The following is a 19,808-nucleotide window of genomic DNA, read 5'->3' on the forward strand; positions in this document are numbered from 1 at the left end:
GGGGCGTGCCTATATTCGCGCCTTATAGGAGCTGTGCAAACTACCAGCTAAGCTGGTAGTTTTGATTTATATATAATCAAAATCTTATTAGAAAAAATAAATGACAAATTAATTGCAATATGATATAATACAATATATTAATATATTTAGAAAGGAAAAACTATGAGAATAAATACAATATGGATAACAGGTGCTCATGGTAGATTAGGCTCTACCTTAGTTAGATACCTAGATCCACTGGAAGCTGAAATTATAGCTACAGATAAAGAAGAAGTAGATATTACAAATCAAAATGAAGTTAATTTATTTATAGATAGAAATAGACCAAAAATTATAATTAACTGCTCTGGACTTTCTAAAAGACAAGAATGTGAGGATAATCCAGATAAGGCATATTTATTAAATGCGTTGGGAGCAAAACATATTGCCATATCATCCAATAGAGTAAGGGCAAAATTAGTTCACTTATCGACAGCCGATGTATTTGATGGAGAAACAATTCATCCATATAAGGAAATTGATACACCAAAGCCAAAAACAGTTTATGGAAAAAGTAAATATTTGGGTGAAGAGTTTGTAAAAACATTTGCTAATAGTTATTTCATAGTTAGAGTATCAAGACTTTATTCTAGAGAAAATAACTTAGTTGAAAAAATTATTGAACAAGCCAAAAGTGGTCTTGTTAAAGTTCCTAAATCAAGATATGGATCACCAACTTCCACTTACGAACTTACGAAATTTTTATTATCCATAATGGGTACAAATGCTTATGGAATATATCACGCTTCATGTGGAGGAACTTGTTCTTTTAAAACTTTTGCCCAAAAAATAATAGATTTTACAAAGATAGAAGCAGAAATTGAAGAAATTAGGGATAGTGATAGGGTAGAATTTGAACCTGCTTTTAGGGGGATGGATAATTACTTACTAGACTTACTAGGTAAAAATACTTTTAAATCTTGGGAAGATGCCCTAGAAGACTATCTAAGAAAGGAGTACGGCTATGGAGCGTAAAGTAAATAAAAAAACAGGTCTTACTTCAAAAATATTTATAGCACTTATATCTGGTATGATACTAGGAATTATAATGCACTACTTTGTACCAGCAGGACATATCAAAGATGACATCCTAATTGAAGGGGTCTTTTATGTGATTGGACAAATGTTTATAAGGGCTATGCAAATGCTTGTTGTCCCTCTAGTATTTTTCTCAATCGCAGATGGTTGTAGAAATATGGGAGATACGAAGACTTTAGGTAAGGTTGGTATAAGAATAGTATCATTTTATCTATTAACCACAGCTTTGGCTATAGTTATTGCATTAATTATAGCATCAATAATTGGACCTGGTAAGGGAATGAATATGAGTCTTGGATCAAATGAATTTGCAATGGAGACAGCTGAGAAAACTTCAATGAAAGATACAATTCTTAATATGATTCCAACCAATCCAATAGAAGCCTTAGCAAAGGGAAACATGCTACAAATAATAATATTTGCAGTTATAGTCGGACTTTTGATAGCTGGAATGGAAGATAGGATGGAAACTTTAGGAAATATTATAACTGAAATGAATGATCTTATGATGAGCATGACCATGGCAGTTATGAAAATTGCTCCAATAGGCGTATTTTTCCTTATTGCAAGAACTTTTGCAAATTTAGGATATGATGTAATCTTATCCATGTTATCCTATATGGCGTCAGTTATATTAGGTTTAGGATTCCAGCTTTTTGTAGTCTATTTATTATTACTTACCGTTTTTGTAAGAATAAATCCTTTTGTTTTCTTGAAAAGGTACTTTCCAGTAATGACCTTTGCTTTTTCTACAGCTTCATCTAATGCAACTGTACCAATAAATATACAAACCTTAGAAGACATAGGTGTAGATAAAAAAATATCATCATTTACTATCCCATTAGGAGCTACAGTAAATATGGATGGTACAGCAATAATGCAAGGTGTAGCTGTTGTATTTATAGCAAATGCTTATGGAATTAACTTAAGTTTAAATGACTTTTTAACAGTAATATTAACAGCAACTATAGCATCAGTTGGTACAGCTGGTATACCATCAGTTGGTCTAGTAACACTTTCAATGGTACTTACTTCAGTAGGACTTCCAGTTGAAGGTATAGCAATGATTATGGGTATAGATAGAATTCTTGATATGGCAAGGACAGCTATTAATATCACAGGAGATGCTGCAGGTACAATAATAGTTGCAAATACTGTAGGAAATTTCGATAAAGAGAAATTTAATAAAAGAACATAAAAATAGGTTTTTAATGCTTTCATAGTATAGATAAATTTATAATGAGTTAGAAGTGAAATTCTAGGAGACTGTGTAAAATTTTGTGTATATAGACCTCCTGATTGGGATAAAGAAAAGCTAATCAGGAGGAATTTTTATGCCAAGAAAAAGACCATAAACAAGAGTAAGTAAAATAGCGAAAATATTAATTTAAGAATATCAATCCCAAAATATACAAGATATTCAACAAGAACCTAAAGAACTTTTAGATAGCACAATGGAAGGAAATATTAAAGTCCTAACTTGATGAGCATATATACTATAAATACCGTCAAAAAACACTAAGTATAAAAACAAGAAATGGTTCCAGCAAGAAAAGAGTTAGGTCATCATATGGCAACATAGATATATCTATTCCACGAGATAGAGAAGGAAGTTTTAAACCATAGACTTTAAGGAAATATGAAAAAGATATTTTCAACATAGAAAATCAAATAGTATCAATGTATGCAAAACACATGGAACATAGTCAAAAAAGTAGACAAATAAATAGAACTGTAGGTCATTTGTCTAGACAAATGATGCGAAATATTTTATTGTATTGTTAGGAGGTCTTTTAGGACTATTAAACGTTATGATGAAGATTTTAAAATGTCCATTGTTTCTCTTCATGAGAATGGTCGCTCCATTAATTCTCTCGCTAGAGAGTATGGTGTTTCAGTTTCTACCGTTGCTAAATGTACTAAGCTGTATGCTAGTGTTTCTACTGAGACTGGCGAGGTTTTTACTGCTAAGCAAATTAAAGTATTGCAAAAAAGAAATGCTATCTTAGAGAAAAAAATTTAATTTTAAAAAAAGCCATTGCCATATTCAAAGAACGATTAAATGCTATTCACACTCTTAGGTTTGAGCATAAATTATCTACTCTTTGTAGGGTTTTAAATGTTAATGGGTCTACTTATTACAAGCATTTTTATGCTCCTGAGTCTAATAGAAGGGTTAGTGTAAATGATAGTGCTTCTAGATAAAATTTAGTTAAACAAGATTTTTCTTCCAGTATGCCTAATTGTGTTTGGGTTTTAGATATTACCTATCTTAAAGTTAATGGAAGGCATGCTTATCTTTGTGTTATTATTGACTTGTTTTCTAGGAGTGTAGTTTCCTAGAAGCTTGATTTTTCTATAAAATCAAGTCTTGTTTGTGATACTCTTAAGTCTGCCTTTATAAGAAGTGGTAATCCTGAAAATCTTATCTTTCATTCTGACCAAGGTAGCCAATATACGGGCATGATTTTAAAAATTTACTTGATGAATTAAGCATTACAGCTTCTTTTTCTAAAAAGGGATATCATTATGATAATACTGTTTTGTGAGTCTTTCTTTAAGTTTTTGAAGAAGGAATGTACAAATAGAAGGTCATATGAGTCTTTGGATGAGTTAAGAACTGATTTATTTGACAAAAAATTATACTGAGTGGGTCTGTAAATAGTTTTGTGTATCAATAGATGTTCATTCCTATAGGAATGGAGCCTATCTTAATTTTATATGAACTTAACAAACTGTCAAATTTTCATGAAAATTTGCAGCTGATTTTATAGTTTTTTTACCTGTTTTTAAAACCTCCCTTCAAAAAATATTGATAATTGGGATAAGATTTGATCCCAGCCACAAATTCTACTTGCCCATTTGCTTGAGGCATCTACCATTGCAAGGTACAAGCTTTTTTGTAGTGCGCAGTCATTTGGAAATATTGTTTTATTTTTAGTTACTTTTCTTAGTTGTCTATTGAAGTTTTCCTTTGTCTTTGTTGTATGTATTAATTTTCTTATTCCTTCTGGGTATTTGAAGTAGGTTAGAAGTTTAAGTCCAATTGTTTTGCCATGAATTTACACACATAGGATACTTTTTACATCACTTATCTTCAAATATGTCTAGGTTTGTTAAGACTAGTTCTTCTGTTGGTGCTTTACACAATCTCTTTGTCGACAATCTGAGGCCATCTGGCCTAATTTTTTTTGAGCTTTTTTTGGCAATCAGGACATATTCCTGTAAATTCAAAATTGTGTCCTTTTATCAAAAAGCCTGTTTCTGATTCTATTTCGTCTTCTATATTATGTATAGGACAATTATCTAAAATAAACCTCCTATTACAACTTATGCAAGTTATGAAGTGTTTATGGTTAATATCATTTAATTGAAAATATGATATACCGTCTGAATTTGTATTTTTTAATAGAAGATTTTCATCAGCCATTGTATTTAGATTTCTATAAATAGTTGATAGATCTAGATTTTTATTCTTTTTTTTACATATATCAAAAATTTCTTCAGCAGAAACAGGTTCTTCATTTGCAATAATAATTTCTAAAATTAATATTCTTTTTTTGGTAACTCTCAACTTCTTGTCTCTTAGTATTTCTTCTATATTCACCATTTTCACCTCTATTTTAATAATATACCATATTGACAAAAAATAAAATAATAATATAATATTCACTGCAAATGATTTGCAAGAAGGAGGTTATATGAAAAGAAAATTACTAGGTATCTTGTTAGTGCTTTGTGTATTTATAACAGGGTGTGCAAAAAATGAAACGAAAGATAAAATAAATTCAAATGAAGTAAATAAAAGTGAAAACAAAGAAACTATTTATGCATCTTTTTATCCTATATATAATTTAACAAAACAAATTGCAGGGGATAAGTATAATGTAGAATCTTTTACTAATCTTAATACAGAAGTTCATGATTTTGAACCATCAGCAAAAGAAATGGCAAAACTTTCAGGTGCAAAGCTTCTTATCTTAAACGGAGCAGGTTTGGAATCATGGGCAGATAGTGTGAGAAATTCAGTAGATGTAGAAATTTTAGACTCATCAAAAGGTGTTGATTTAATAAAATCAGAAGAAGATGACCATCACCATGAAGATAAACACGATAATCATGAAGATGAGGATAAACATGATCACCATGAAGAAGGGGATCATCATGAGCATGGTTTATACGATCCACACATTTGGTTGTCTCCTAAGAATGTAATAATTCAAGCTAATAATATAGCTAATAAATTAGGAGAAATAGATTCAACTAACAAAGAATATTACCAAGAAAACTTTGAAAAAATAAAAAAAGAACTTGAAGAAATTGACAGTAAGTATAGTGACTTATTAAAAAATAAGAAGAATAGAAAGATTTTAGTTGACCATGAAGCTTTCTCATACCTTGCAAGAGATTATAATCTCGAACAAATTGCCTTAACTTCAATTACATCTACTAATGAAACAGATGCTAATACTATGAAAAAAGCTATAGACTACATTAAGGATAATAATATAAGTGTTGTATTTTATGAAAAAGGTGGTTCTGATAAAAATGTAAAAACTCTTGCCGATGAATTATCTATTGATATAAAGCCTATAAACACTATAGAATATGCTAATGATGAAGATTTGAAAGAAAATAAAACTCTTCAAGAATTACTTAAAGAAAATCTCGAATTAATAGAAAGCAGTCTAGAATAAATGAAAGAGGTAGAAGTTAAAGACTTATATTTTTCCTATAATAAGGAAGATATCCTTAAAGGGTTAAGTTTTGACCTTTATCAGGGAGATTTTTTGACGATTCAAGGTGAAAATGGATCGGGAAAATCTACTTTAATAAAATTGCTATTAAATGATTTAAAAAAGAAATCTGGAGAGATTAAGTTGTTTGGAGAAGCTATAGAAGACTTTAATGACTATACAAAAATTGGTTATGTACCCCAAATCAATGATTCCAGTAAATTGTCCTTTCCCATAACTAGCAGGGAATATGTAGTATTAAACTTATATAATAAGTTCAATATTTTTAATAGACCAAGTAAAAAGTGCTTTGAAAAGGTAGATGATATTTTCGATATTTTAAATATAGGGAATTTGATAGATGAGCCCTTTAACAAGCTTTCAGGAGGACAGGCTCAAAAAGTTATGATAGCTAGAGCTATGGTCAATGATCCAAAAGTACTTCTTTTAGATGAGCCTACAGTTGGGGTTGATGAAAAATCTAAAAGAAAATTTTTAAAGCTTCTAACACACTTAAATGACAAACACAATATCACAATTCTTATGATAAGTCATGAGATGGATATTGTAAGAGATTTTTCAAAAAGAGAAATTAGACTTAAGAATGGAAGGATAGTAGATGCTTAGTTATGCATTTATGCAAAGAGCCCTACTTGTAGGACTAATGCTTTCTATAATAATACCTATGATTGGTATTGTGATGATAAATAGAAGGACATCAATGATAGGTGATGCTCTTTCTCACTCATCACTTGCAGGGGTTGCCCTAGGACTTATAATTGGTATAAATCCTATATTTACATCTGTATTAATATGTATTATAGCAAGTTTTGCAATTGAGTTAATAAGGAAAAAATTTAATAGTTTTGGAGATATGGCAACAGCAATTATAATGAGTCTTGGTATAGGACTTGCAGCTATTATGTCGGATTTTACACCTGGTGGAACGAGTTTTGAATCATTTTTATTTGGTTCAATAACAAGTGTATCTAAGGAAGATTTAATTATAGTAAGCGTGATTTTTTTACTAGTATTATTATTTAGTCTTTACCTTTATTATCCACTTCTTTATAATTCTATTAGTCCTTTAATGGCGAGACTTTCTGGAGTTAATTCAAAACTGGTATCATCTATATTTACATTTTTAACTGCAATAACGGTTGCTATTTCAGCAAAAACAGTAGGAGCTTTGATGATATCATCTTTAATGGTTTTACCTGTTGCAAGTTCACTTATGATATCAAAATCATATAAGGAAACTTTTATAAAGTCTATAATTATAGCAATAATTTATATGATGTTAGGTATATCAGCAAGTTTTTATCTAGGAATAAAGCCAGGAGGGGCTATAGTTGTTATAGCAGTAATTGGAATGGTACTTTCTTTAATAATCCAAAAATTCAAAAAGATGGGTTGATGCAAATTGAATTAATCTTTGCAAAATCAATTACAAGTCTCTCTAAGATAGTTTGATCTTAATGAGAAAGTAAGTTTGTTAGCAAATTATCTAAGAGAAACGTGTAATATTGCAAAGATAGAAATTTACAATATGCATTGACTCTTTTTTTGTGCTTATTTTTCTATGTTATAATTATTAAAAGAGATAAATAGAAAGGTTAGATATGAAGATTATAATTTCACCTGCAAAAAGGTTTATACAATATGATAGAGAAAAAACAGAAGATTTAATATTTGAAAGAGAGACAAGAGAGCTTGTAGAAATGATGAGACAATATAGTATTTCGGATCTTGCCAATATGTTTTCTTGCAACGATGAGCTTGCTATAAAGGCATATTATGACTATAAGGAGTTTGATTTTGATAATTTAAAAAATCCAGCTCTTTTTTCCTATGATGGTTTAGTTTTTAAGCAATTTAATAAAGAAGATTTTAATGATCTAGATTATTTAAATAATCACGTTTATATAATATCAGCACTTTATGGTTTATGCAGACCCTTTACAGGTATAAGTGATTATAGGCTCTACATGGATTCTAAAAAATTAGATATGCATGGATTTTGGGCTGATAAGATTTATAAAAAAGTATATGAAGATGAAGACTATATAATTAATCTTGCCAGCAAAGAATATTCCTCTCTATTAAGAAAATATCTAAAAAAAGGGCAAATCCTTCTGACCTTAACATTTAAAGAGAATAGAAATGGCAAGATAAGGTCAATAGTATCTTATACAAAGCAAATGCGTGGAAAGATGTTGAAATATCTTATTAATGAAAAAATAAGTGATATTGAAGATATTAAAAAGATTCAGATAGATGACTATATTTATGATCAATATAACTCAACAAAAGATGAACTTATTTTTGTGAGGGAAAATTAATGAGAATTCTTCACTTATCAGATCTTCATATAGGTAAAATGATTGGAAATTACTCTCTACTTGAGGAGCAAAAGTATGGATTGGATCAGATTCTTGATATTGTTAAAAGAGAAAATGTAGATTTAATTATCATTGCAGGAGATATTTTTGATACATCCATTCCAAAAAATGAAGCTATGAAAGTTTATGATGACTTTATAAATAGTCTTGTTTTCAAATTTAAAAAGAAAGTAATTGCTATAGCAGGCAATCATGATTCAGGAAAAAGGTTAGAAATTTCTAAGAGTTTTTTTGAAAAATCAAATTATTTTGTTTATGGAGACAGTTTTTTTAACAAAATTAGTTTTGAAGATTCATTTGGTACTATTAATTTCTATCCTATACCATTTATATCCCTTGCTCGTGCAAGAAGTGAAATAGATCCAAATATAGAAAGTTTTAATGACTTATATAAGATACTACTTAAAGATATTGATTATGAGGATAGAAATGTTCTTATAAGCCATTGTTATGCTAATGAAAGTGCAAATGAAGATACATTAGAAATACAAGAGGGAGAAAAACCCTTAAGCATTGGTGGAAATGATGCAATGGATGCTCATTTATTTATGAAATTTGACTATGTAGCATTAGGACACCTCCATAGAAAGCACTTTGTTCTAGATGAAAAAATAAGATATTCTGGAAGTTTTATGAAGTATTCTTTTTCAGAAGTAAATCAAAGAAAAACTGTGAGTATAATAGACTTAAATGATAATCTAAAGATAAAAGAAATAGAGATTAAAGCTTTAAATGATTTTAGAGTAATAGATAATTATTTTGAGAAAATCTTAAAAATGAAAGATTCAAATGATTATATACAATTTATCTTAAAGGATAAAAACCCAATTGATTCACCGATGGCAAAGTTAAAGCTTAAATTTCCAAATGCTGTTAGTATAAAATATCAATATGATCAAAACCTAGATATAAGTGACAAAATTGATATAGATATCAAAAATTTATCAACTCTTGAAATAATTAAGAAATTTTATGAATTTAAAATGGATGAGAAAATGCCGGAAAATGAAGAAAGTATACTAAAAAGGGTGCTAGAATGAAGCCTATAAGTTTAGAAATGTATGGTTTTATGACATACAAGAATAAAACTTCTATAGATTTTACAAAGCTATATGATTCAAAGATATTTCTAATATCAGGAGATACTGGTAGTGGAAAAACTTCAATTTTTGATGCTATTAGTTTTGCCTTATTTGGAGAAATTCAAAGAGAAGGTTTTGATAAAAAAGATATAAGAAGTGATTTTTTAAGTGGCAATGATAAAGAAACTTATGTAGATTTGAAATTTGAAATAGATAGAAAACTTTATAGGGTAAAAAGAATTCCAAATCAAATAGCCAAAAAGACAAGACATAATGTAAGTGTAAAACATAGTGCACAATTGTATGAATATAAAGATAGTAAGGAAATACTATTAGCTGATAAGATAAATGATGTTGATAGGCTTATAAAAGAAATTATTGGCCTTGATAACAATCAATTAAATAGGGTCATGATTCTTGCCCAAGGAGAATTCTCAAAGTTTTTAAAATCCTCATCTGATGATAAGGCGGAACTTTTATCAAAAATATTTAGAACTAATATCTATAAAGATATAGAAGAATTATTAAAGAAAAAAAGTAGGGACTCTAAAAAAAACCTTGATAACATATCAAAAAGTTTGAAAATAGAAATAAGAAAAAATGAATTTCTTGATGATATAATTACTGATGAGCAAATAGAGCTTAAAGACTTTAAGATAATCTATGATATTATAGATAATTATAGTAAAAAAGCAAGAGAAAAATTATCTAAAATAGAAATTGAAAAAAATAAGGTAAATATTAATCTTGAAGATAAAAACAAAGAATATAGTTTATACAAAAATCAAAATGATCAAATTAAAAATCTTAATAACTTAAAAAATGATAAAAGTAAACTATTAATAAAAAAAGAAGATTTCTTAGAAAGAAAAGAAAAATTGTACTTAAGTCAAAAAGCAGATATGCTTTATCCTTACTACAAAAACTTGTGTGAAAGTAAGAAAAATATTAAAACATATGATGAGAAAAAATCTCAAAATAGAAAAAAATTAGAGTATTTAAAAATATCAAAAGAGTCTTTGGATAATGAAAAAGATGAGATAGATAAAGTAAAATCATCACTTGGTAAAAAAAGAGAAAATATTTTAAAGGCTAATGAGATATTAAAAGACTTTGATGAATTAAAAATATTAGCAGATGAAGTAAATAAATTTAAAAAAGACTTTGAAAAATCGAAAGAATTAAAATCCTTGATAGAAAAAAAAGATGAAGAAAGAAATTTACTTAAAGATAAAATCAATGAAAAATCAGATATTATAATTAAGCTTAATGATAAAATTCAAGAATTAAATGATAAGGGACTTAAAGCAAATAAGATAAATCATGAAAATAAAAATTTATATAATCTTTCTGTAGAAAATGATAAAAAAATTGAAGAATTTAATATATCTAAAAAAAATATTGTAGACTTATCTAAAGACTTAGAAAAGTCTAAAAGCTTACTTAAAAAAGCTAAAAACATAAGAAGAAACAAAATAATTAATACTTTTAGAAAAGAGATTGATGAAAGGGGAGTCTGCCCAGTCTGTGGAAGTATCCACTATGAAAAGATTACCTTTCTAGATATAGAAGATTTAGACTTTGATAAGATAAATGAGGAATATATAAGTATTAGAAACAATATAGAATATGAAAAAAATAGAAAGTTTTCTATAAATTATGACCTAAAAGAATCTAACTTTTATAAAGGAAGACAAATAGAATTAGATAAAAATCTAGACAAATTAAAAGATGAAATAAAGGAAGCAAGAGAGAAGTCAAAAGCTATAAGTGATGAGAAAGAAATCTTAGATAAAAAATTAAATGACTTAAATGAAGAAATAGATTCTTATAAAAAAGAGCTTTTAAGATTTAAAAATTTTGATGATATTGAAAAACTTGAGCAAAAATATGATATAAAAAAAGAGGAATTAGGGATTTATAATAATGATGAGATTTTAGAAAAATCAAAAAAAGAAAAATATTTACTAGAGCAAGATGAAAAAATGATTAAAGATTATGAGGAAAAACTTTATGCAATAGATAAAGAATATGAATCATTAATCTCTTTAGATAAAACATATGATAGTTTTATAGAGGAAAATAAAAAAAGAAGAGACTTACAAGAGGGGGAATTTAAGGAGAAATTGAATAAACACTTTGAAAGTAAGAAGGAGTTTTTATTAGTACTTAGTAAGGCTAAAGAATATTTATCTAAAAAAGATGAAATTGAGGAATACTTTAATAAGCTTAAAACTATTGAAATAAAAATTGAAAGTTTGGAGCAATATAAAGATAAGGAACCAATTGATTTAAATATTGTTTTAGATAGGATAAGTTTATTAAAAAGTAATGTTAAAAAAATAGATGATAAAATATTTGACTTAAAACTAAGATTATCTAAATTATCTAATACTAAAGATCAAATAGAAAGTATAGATAGAAACCTAAATGAACTTCATAAAGAAGATGCAATTTTGTATAAGTTATCAAAGATATGCGATGGTTCATTGTCTAAGAAAAAAGGTGTAGAAAAACTTAATCTTGAAACATTTGTCCTTACTAATTATTTTAGAAAAATTTTACATTATGCAAATATTAGGCTTAAAGATATGACTGATGGACAATTCATTATGAAAAGAAAAACTGAAAGTTCTGACAAAAGAAAAAACTTTGGTCTTGATATAGAAATATTAGATGCCAATACTGGAAAACTTAGGAGCGAAGCTTCACTTTCTGGTGGAGAAAGTTTTATTGCATCACTTTGCTTAGCCCTTGGTCTATCAGATGCTATTAGTCAAGAAAATGGTGGTATTAAAATAGATACTTTATTTATAGATGAAGGTTTCGGAACATTGTCTGATGATTATTTAGATAAGACTATAAGAACTATAGAAAAACTATCTTATAACAATAAATTTATAGGTCTAATTTCCCATGTTAAGGAATTAAAAGATGCAATTGATGCAAAAATTGAAGTCACATACTCAAAAACTGATGGTTCAAGTTTGGAGGTCATTGTATGATTAATATAATTATGAGTAAATTTCCAGAAGAAAATTCACTTTATATATATAAGGAAATAGAAAATAAACTAGAAAATAAGGAAAAATCTTTTTTAATAGTTCCAGAACAATATACTCTTGAAAGTGATATGGATTTTATAAATAGCATAAAATTTAATGCTGTTATGGATGCTAAGGTTTTATCATTTAAGTCTTTAATTACTTACTTAAAACAAAGACTTACTATAAATAAAAAAGAGAGCTTGAGTAAAACATCTAAGACAATTATTATTACATCTATTTTATACAAATTAGATGATAAGCTAAAACTTTTTTCTAATAAAGCTGATGATGTAGATTTTGTAAATGAGTTATCTGAATTTTTTTCAAATATCAAGGAATACTATTTTGATGATGATTTTTTTAAATCAATAGAAGAAAATGACAATATAGACTCTATGACAAGACTTAAATTTAAGGAAATTAAGCTTATTTATGACAAATACTGTGAGAAGATTAAAAAAACTTATCTTGATAGTGAAGATGAGTTATCTTTTATAAAGGAAAATATTAAAAATTGTGAATTTTTAAAAAACACTAATTTTTATTTTGATAAGTTTGATTTATTATCTGATTTAAGACTTGATTTTATTAAGGAATTAATAAAAATAGGAGCAAAAATAAGTGTATCTATATCTGTAGATAAGGAATATTATGAAAATAATATGTCAAATGACTTGTCCATATTTGATCAAGGATTTAATTTCATAGAAAGATTAAAAGAACTTGATAAGATAAGGATTATACCAATAAATAAAAGAGATTCTTTTGAAGATATAAAACATCTTTATGAAAATTTTGAAAAATATAGGCCAAAAATTTATCCTAAAGAGCCTCAAAATATATATTTTCTCGAGTCTATTTCATCAACAAATGAAGTCGAAAATGCAGGTTTAATTATAGAAAAACTAATAAGAGAAGGAACTTCTTTTTCATCAATAGCCATAGTAATGGCAAATGCCAGTGAGTATGAAAATATTATAAAAAGAATTTTTGATAGGCTTAATATAGCTATATTTATAGACAAGTCTAAAAAAATGACAGAAAATTCTGTTCTCAAAACTTGGCTATCTTTACTTAGGATAATCGTCTTTAACTTTAGAAAAGAAGATTTAGAAAGCTTTATTAGAAGTGGTTTGCTAGATTTTGGAGAAAATTCCCTTCAAAGAGTAATTAGCTTTCAAAATTATATGAGTGAGAGAAAAATAAAAGGTTCTATGATTTTCGAAGACAAGTATTTTGAACTTGATGAAGAATATTATGAAGGGAAAAAAGAGCTTAAAGATGAGAAGCAAAAAGAACTTTTAGCTGTAAATTCTATTAGAAAATCAATAGTTGAGCTTATAAAACCACTTTATGAGTATAGGAAAGACATACATAAGGCAAGTGAACTTGTAAATCTTATATATTATACACTCGACAACAATCTTATAAAAAATGGATTTAGACATTATCAAGACAATATTAAAGAAAAAGATCTTTCTATATATGAAGAAAATAGTCAAATATGGAATAAGTTTATGACTATATTAGAGCAAGTTGTAGCTATTTTAGGTGAAGGTATGATTAGTTTAAATATGATATATAAGCTTATAGAAAAAGCTTGTGAAAATACTACAATATCAATCATTCCACCTGCCATAGATCAAGTATTAATTGGGGATTTTGATAAAGATAGAATCAATGATAGGGATATTAAAATCTTTATTGGTATGAATGACCTATATTTTCCAAATTCTAACAATTCATATACTTTAATTTCTGAAAAAGAAAAAAATCAACTAAAAAATGAAAATATAAATCTTAAAATATATGAAGACAATAAGGATGATAAGAAATTACTTAATTTATTGAGGATGATAACTACATCTAAGAAAATTTTCTTTTCTTATTCTCTCATAAATAAGTCAAATGAAGCTATGAATATTTCATCAAGTCTTGCTGATATCATACAGATTTTTCCAAAAGCAAGTATAAGAAAAATAACAGGCCAAAGATATGACCTATTGAAGTATTCAAAAGATAAGCTTGATGAGTTTTCTTATGCAAATCTGTGGAAGGTTAAAAGAAATGAAAAAATAAAGGATGATGAGAAAAATATAACAAGAACCTATCTAAAATTTAAAAAAGATTCAAAGGAAGATAAAATTTACAATGATGCCAAAACAAGATCTTATGGCTTATTTTTAAAGGGCTTTAATTATAGTAAAGATAAAAAGATCTTAAATAAAAATATAGCATTTAATTTATATAATAAAAATAAGTTCACTGTATCAGAAATAGAAGCATATGCCAAGTGTCCTTATAAGTATTTTGTAAATTATGGACTTAAAGCAAGAGACTTAGAAAGCTTAGATATTGACTATATGGAACTTGGTAACATAGTTCATTATAATATGGAGAAGATTTCTAGAAAACTTATAAATGAAGATATAGATAAGATAGATAAGGAAAGTTTAGATAAGCTTGTAGAAGATAACTTTAAGCAATCCATTAAGCTTTCACTTGATAAGGTTAGGGCAAGTGATAATAAAAACAAATTTATTCTATCAAATATATATGAATCTAGTAAGAATTCATCTAAAAAAATACTAGAACAAATTAAACAAGGTGAATTTAAGATAGATACTGTTGAAGAAAAGTATGGAAAAAATCAAGCCTACCCAGAAGTCTATGTAGATGGTAAAAATTATCTTGAAGGAAGAATAGACAGAATAGATAAGTATGGCGACTATATAAGAATAATAGACTACAAAACTGGTTCAAAAGATATAAAAATTGAAAATATCCTTAATGGAATTGAACTTCAATTGTTTGTATATATGATTTCTGTAAAGGGAAAAATTTCAGAGAAAAGTAAAGATTATTTAAAACCTGTAGCAAGCTTTTATCTTCCTCTAAAAGATGAGGTCAAAAGTCTTAAGTCAAGTTATGATAAAGAAAATATAGAAAAAATTTATAATGATAAACTTAAAATGAATGGACTTATAATTAAGATAAATGAAGAAGTTTTAAAACTTCTTGATACAGATTATGATGGGAAAAATTCAGATATATTTAAAATTCAAAGAGGAGCAAAAAATATATTTACTGTAGAGGAAGAAGAAGTTCTTGAAAGGTTTATTAAAAAACTTATTTCAAATTATATAATAGAAATTAAAAGTGGAAATATAGCCCTAAATCCTATAAGGATAAATGAATCTACTTATGAATGTCAGATTTGTCCATATAGATCTATTTGTAAATTCGACTATAGTATAGATCAAGACAAATTTAAGGATATAGATAAGAACTTAAGTATTAAAGATATAAAAAAGGAGCTCGATAATGAGTAAGTTCAATCCTACAAAAGATCAAGCCTTAGCCATTAATGAAAGAGGTAAAAATATAATTGTTTCGGCTGCTGCAGGAAGTGGTAAAACGAGAGTTTTAGTTGATAGGGTAGTAGGACTTATGCTTGAAGAAAAAATCTCAATTAAGGAGATGATTATAGTTACCTTTACCAACAAGGCTTCAGTTGAGATGAAAGATAGGATAAGACTTAAATTAAATGAACTTTTAAATAAAGAAAATTTTGATAGGTCTTTTATAAAAGAGCAGATTAGATCATTAAATGATGCTTATATAAAAACTCTTCATGCTTTTTGTGCTGATATGTTAAGGGAGAATTTTTATCTAGTAGATAAACTATCTCCTAGCTTTAAGATAGCAAGCGATTCACAAGAAGCTATATTAAGAAAAGATGCAGTAGATGAATTATTTGAAGAAAATTATGCCAAAGATTATGATTCATTTAGGCAATATTTACATAATTTTGCTAAAAGTCGTAATGATGAAGATGCTAAATATGTAATAGAAAAAGTCTATGATTTTAGCCAAAGTCAAATTAATCCAGAAAATTGGCTTGATGAAAAGCTAAATATAGATAATGATTTTAATAAATTTACTGAATTCATAGAGAAAAAGGTAAAAGATTTACTTAAAAAAGCCATAGTCCTTGAGACTTATATAATAGATAGGGCTATGAGAGATAAGTATATTTCAATGATTGAAGAAGATAGGAAATTATTTGAAAAAATATTAACTCATATAAATGATGGCAATTGGGATAGAGTGGTTAATTTATTTGATAATTCGCTAGCACGTATGGTAACAAAGTCAAAAGCAGATGATCCTTATAATAACTCCTATATAAAGCAAAAAAAGAATTCATATAAGGATGATTATAATGCTTTAAAGGAAATGATTAAAAATACAGATTCTATTACAAGGTCATTTTTTAATCCTTTAGAAGAGAGATTACTAAAAGAGATAAATAGACTAGTAAAAGATTTTTCGAAGATATACAAAAGAAAAAAAAGAGAGAAAAATTATTTGGATTTTTCTGATATGGAGCATGAATTTATAAATTTATTAGAAAATGAAGGTTTAAGAAATAAACTTAAATCTGAGTTTAAATATATATTCTTTGATGAGTACCAAGATTCAAATGATATACAAAATTATATAGTTGATAAAATTAAAGGAGATAACAATTTGTTTTTTGTAGGAGATGTTAAGCAGTCAATTTATGGCTTTAGAAATGCAAGACCAGAATTGTTCTTAGAAAAACTTGACTTATATGAGAAAGATTCAAAATCTACAAGGATAAACTTATCTAAAAACTTTAGAACTGATAAGGATATAATCGATTTTAATAACTATATATTTGATAGGCTAATGACAAAAGATTTATCAAATATAGCCTACAAAGATGATAATCATAGGTTAAATCCTCACAATAAATTTGACGATCCATATCCTAAGGTTTCTATAAGAGCATTAAATAAAAATATAAAAGAAGAAACATATATAGTAAATGAGATAGAAAATCTTATAAAATCTGGAATCGAATATAGAGATATAGCAATCTTACTTAGGTCATCATCAAAGTCCTATCTAATTGAAAATGAGCTAAAAAAAGCGTCTATACCTTTTGTATCTGATATATCTAAAATATCATTTAACACAATAGAAGTTGATTTCTTTATTAATATATTAAAATATATAGCAAACCCAAAGGATGATATAACCCTTTTAGCTATACTTAGAAGTGAGATATTTAACTTTAGTGAAGATGATTTATCTCTTATAAGGCTAAAAGGTGAGGGAAGAGAATTTTATAAGGCTTTTGAATCCTATCATGAAATGTTTGATGATGAAATTGCCTTAAAGATTTCGGATTTTTTAACAATCTTTACAGACTTTACCTATATATTATCTTTATCAAACCTTTTTGATTTTGCTAATACTATTTTTGAAAAATCAGGACTATATGATTTTCTTAAGGCAAGAGATAGGGGTGATGAAAGGGTAAAAAATATAGAGGCTTTTATAGAACTAATGGATGATTATGATAAGACTAATGATAATTCATTATTTGGATTTTTATCATATGTAGATAATCTTAAAGGACAAAATAAAGGAAATCTTCAAAGTTCAAGAGATTTATCAGATGAAGAAGATCTTGTAAGAATTATGACAATACACAAGTCAAAGGGTCTTGAGTTTAAGGTTGTAATTCTTGCAGATTCAGCTAAAAGATTTAATACCCAAAATAGCAAAGAAGATTTACTATTAGATAAGGATTTAGGAATAGGAATAAATGTAGCTGATTGGACTAATAAGGTTAAAATCTCATCAATAAGAAGAGATTTAATACTTGAAAAGTCGAAGCTTTCTGATAAAAGAGAAGAAATGAGAGTGTTATATGTAGCCCTAACTCGTTGTGAAAGAAAACTTATAATAGTTGGTAAAAAAGATTTGGATGAAGACAGCCTATTAAAACTTGATAGTAAAGATTCTCTTCTAGATTTGAATTCCTATATGGATTGGATTATAAAAATTCTTATGGAAGATAAGATTATGGGTGAGTTTATTGATAAGGATTTTACAACAGATTGCTTTTCAGGAGGTTCTTTAGAAATTTCTTATATAAACGAAGAGATTAAGGGTATAGAAAAAGAATACTTGTCTGTAGATGATTTCATAGATTCAAAATCAATTGATGAAAATATTTATAAGGATCTTAAAAAAATCCACGATTTTACTTATCCTAAACTTGATGAAACTAATAGATCTTTGAAAAAATCAGTAACAGAAATTGCTAAAGATTTTGATAAATCTAGTGAAGGGTATGAAAAATCATCTTTTGATATAAAGGAGATTGAATTGGATTTTAGAAAACCATCTTTTATTGATGATAAGATTAAACTAACTCCAACAGATAAGGGATCTTTAATTCATAAAGTTTTTCAAGAACTAGAAGTGAAAGTTTACAGTGAGAATGAAGTTAAAGAACAGCTAAATAAGTTGGTAAATTTGGGAAAAATCAAAAAAGATTATTTAGCTTATATAGAAATTGATAAGATTTTGGCTTTTTACAATTCAAAAATAATAAAAGATCTTATAAAGAAAGATATAAATATAAAGAAAGAAGAATCTTTTCTTATGAAATATTTTGACTTTTATGTAAATGGTCAGATAGATATGATGTTTGAAAAGGACGACGTTATACTTATAGATTTTAAAACTGACACTATAAAAAGAGAAGGCTTTTATGATAGACAACTTCAAATATATAAAGAAGCTATCGAAAAAGCCTTATCTAAAAAAGTTTCAAAGTTATATATATACTGGTATAACTTTAAAGAATTTGAGGAAATTAATAAAATCCACCATTAATATCAAAAATAGAGCCAGTAATATAAGCTCCTTTATCTGATATTAAAAATTCTATAAGATTTGCAACTTCTTCTGAATTTGCAAATCTTTTTTGGATTAAATCTTCTTTAAGATATAATATATCCTCATATGTAAGGTCATTTTTTGTCATGTCTGTATCAACTATACCAGGAGCTATGGCGTTTACCCTTATATTTGATGGTATAAGTTCTTTTGAAAGAGCTTTAGTAAAAGCATTTATACCTCCCTTCGACGCTGAATAAGCAACTTCCATACTTGATCCGAACTCACCCCATATAGATGAAATATTGATAATGACCCCATCTTTATTTTTGATCATATTTGGAATAGCTCTTTTTGAAGTAAGGAATATAGAAGAGAGATTTGTATCTATAAGTTCCCTCCATTTTTCATATTTCATATCTTGTATTAGTCCAAAGTATGAAATTCCAGCATTGTTAATGAGTATATCAACATTGTTGAAGTTTTTTTCAGCTAAATCAAATAGTCTATTTATGTCTTCTTTCTTTTTTACATCACATTTAACAGCTATAACAAAAGGATTGTCCTGTCTAAGTTCTTCCATAAGCTTAATAGCTTTTTCTTCACTTTTATTATAAGTTAAGACCAATTTATAAGATTTATTTAATTTTCTTGCTATAGCTTCACCAATTCCTCTTGACGAACCTGTAATAATTACTGTTTTCATACTTTGATTATAACATAAGAATAAGGGTAATATAT

17 protein-coding genes are annotated in these 19,808 nt (G+C 27.1%); 14 read left to right on the forward strand and 3 right to left on the reverse strand.

The annotated features are described in order from the left end of the window. Positions 1 to 162 precede the first annotated feature (162 nt). The 6 genes from HV819_RS02710 (at position 163) to HV819_RS11845 (ending at position 3,726) form a co-directional block, all read left to right on the forward strand. Positions 163 to 1,014 carry an SDR family oxidoreductase gene (locus HV819_RS02710; protein ID WP_176269444.1) on the forward strand — a complete coding sequence of 284 codons (852 nt, stop codon included), beginning with the start codon at positions 163 to 165 and terminating at the stop codon, positions 1,012 to 1,014. Then, positions 1,004 to 2,275 carry a dicarboxylate/amino acid:cation symporter gene (locus HV819_RS02715; RefSeq protein ID WP_154539283.1) on the forward strand — a complete coding sequence of 424 codons (1,272 nt, stop codon included), beginning with the start codon at positions 1,004 to 1,006 and terminating at the stop codon, positions 2,273 to 2,275. Before HV819_RS02710 ends, HV819_RS02715 begins: the two co-directional genes overlap by 11 nt. 326 nt (positions 2,276 to 2,601) lie before the next feature. Next, entirely contained in the window at positions 2,602 to 2,703 is a 102-nt protein-coding gene (locus tag HV819_RS11540; protein WP_320595544.1) for a transposase, read from the forward strand. Between the two features lie 175 nt (positions 2,704 to 2,878). Next, complete coding sequence (locus HV819_RS11835) at positions 2,879 to 3,100, forward strand: transposase (RefSeq protein ID WP_407654227.1); 222 nt, start codon at positions 2,879 to 2,881, stop codon at positions 3,098 to 3,100. A gap of 212 nt (positions 3,101 to 3,312) precedes the next feature. Next, positions 3,313 to 3,420, forward strand: a complete 108-nt coding sequence (locus HV819_RS11840) for a DDE-type integrase/transposase/recombinase (RefSeq protein WP_407654226.1) — start codon at positions 3,313 to 3,315, stop codon at positions 3,418 to 3,420. A gap of 186 nt (positions 3,421 to 3,606) precedes the next feature. After that, complete coding sequence (locus tag HV819_RS11845; protein ID WP_154539279.1) at positions 3,607 to 3,726, forward strand: IS3 family transposase; 120 nt, start codon at positions 3,607 to 3,609, stop codon at positions 3,724 to 3,726. Positions 3,727 to 3,866: 140 nt separating this feature from the next. Here the strand turns inward: HV819_RS11845 and HV819_RS11545 are convergent, their stop codons facing one another. Together HV819_RS11545 and HV819_RS02740 are read right to left on the reverse strand one after the other, a co-directional pair. Beyond that, complete coding sequence (locus HV819_RS11545) at positions 3,867 to 4,139, reverse strand: transposase (protein WP_328700337.1); 273 nt, start codon at positions 4,137 to 4,139, stop codon at positions 3,867 to 3,869. A 119-nt stretch (positions 4,140 to 4,258) separates the two neighbouring features. Beyond that, positions 4,259 to 4,687, reverse strand: coding sequence for a Fur family transcriptional regulator (locus HV819_RS02740; protein WP_154539277.1), 429 nt, complete (start codon positions 4,685 to 4,687; stop codon positions 4,259 to 4,261). A 91-nt stretch (positions 4,688 to 4,778) separates the two neighbouring features. Between HV819_RS02740 and HV819_RS02745 the strand changes: the two genes are divergently transcribed. The 8 genes from HV819_RS02745 to HV819_RS02780 all read left to right on the forward strand — a co-directional run bounded on the left by HV819_RS02745 (position 4,779) and on the right by HV819_RS02780 (position 19,064). Continuing rightward, positions 4,779 to 5,774, forward strand: a complete 996-nt coding sequence (locus HV819_RS02745; RefSeq protein WP_154539275.1) for a metal ABC transporter substrate-binding protein — start codon at positions 4,779 to 4,781, stop codon at positions 5,772 to 5,774. Then, on the forward strand, positions 5,775 to 6,440 hold the full coding sequence (locus HV819_RS02750; RefSeq protein ID WP_154539273.1) for a metal ABC transporter ATP-binding protein: 666 nt from the start codon (positions 5,775 to 5,777) through the stop codon (positions 6,438 to 6,440). Beyond that, positions 6,433 to 7,230, forward strand: coding sequence for a metal ABC transporter permease (locus tag HV819_RS02755; RefSeq protein WP_154539271.1), 798 nt, complete (start codon positions 6,433 to 6,435; stop codon positions 7,228 to 7,230). The genes HV819_RS02750 and HV819_RS02755 overlap by 8 nt, the downstream gene beginning before the upstream one ends. Before the next feature lie 205 nt (positions 7,231 to 7,435). Further along, positions 7,436 to 8,155, forward strand: coding sequence for a YaaA family protein (locus HV819_RS02760; protein ID WP_154539269.1), 720 nt, complete (start codon positions 7,436 to 7,438; stop codon positions 8,153 to 8,155). Then, complete coding sequence (locus HV819_RS02765) at positions 8,155 to 9,255, forward strand: metallophosphoesterase family protein (protein ID WP_154539267.1); 1,101 nt, start codon at positions 8,155 to 8,157, stop codon at positions 9,253 to 9,255. The genes HV819_RS02760 and HV819_RS02765 overlap by 1 nt, the downstream gene beginning before the upstream one ends. Then, the gene (locus tag HV819_RS02770) at positions 9,252 to 12,302 is read left to right on the forward strand and encodes an AAA family ATPase (RefSeq protein WP_176269445.1); all 3,051 of its coding nucleotides are present in this window, start codon (positions 9,252 to 9,254) and stop codon (positions 12,300 to 12,302) included. The genes HV819_RS02765 and HV819_RS02770 overlap by 4 nt, the downstream gene beginning before the upstream one ends. Then, complete coding sequence (locus tag HV819_RS02775) at positions 12,299 to 15,676, forward strand: PD-(D/E)XK nuclease family protein (RefSeq protein ID WP_154539263.1); 3,378 nt, start codon at positions 12,299 to 12,301, stop codon at positions 15,674 to 15,676. The genes HV819_RS02770 and HV819_RS02775 overlap by 4 nt, the downstream gene beginning before the upstream one ends. Then, positions 15,669 to 19,064 (forward strand): UvrD-helicase domain-containing protein, encoded by a 3,396-nt coding sequence (locus HV819_RS02780; RefSeq protein ID WP_154539261.1) that lies wholly within the window; start codon positions 15,669 to 15,671, stop codon positions 19,062 to 19,064. Before HV819_RS02775 ends, HV819_RS02780 begins: the two co-directional genes overlap by 8 nt. Here the strand turns inward: HV819_RS02780 and ymfI are convergent. Beyond that, positions 19,045 to 19,773, reverse strand: a complete 729-nt coding sequence (gene ymfI / locus HV819_RS02785; protein ID WP_154539259.1) for an elongation factor P 5-aminopentanone reductase — start codon at positions 19,771 to 19,773, stop codon at positions 19,045 to 19,047. The genes HV819_RS02780 and ymfI overlap by 20 nt on opposite strands. Positions 19,774 to 19,808 lie beyond the last annotated feature (35 nt).

It is taken from the genome of Anaerococcus faecalis (assembly GCF_013371425.1).
Classification (GTDB): Bacteria; Bacillota; Clostridia; order Tissierellales; family Peptoniphilaceae; genus Anaerococcus; species Anaerococcus porci.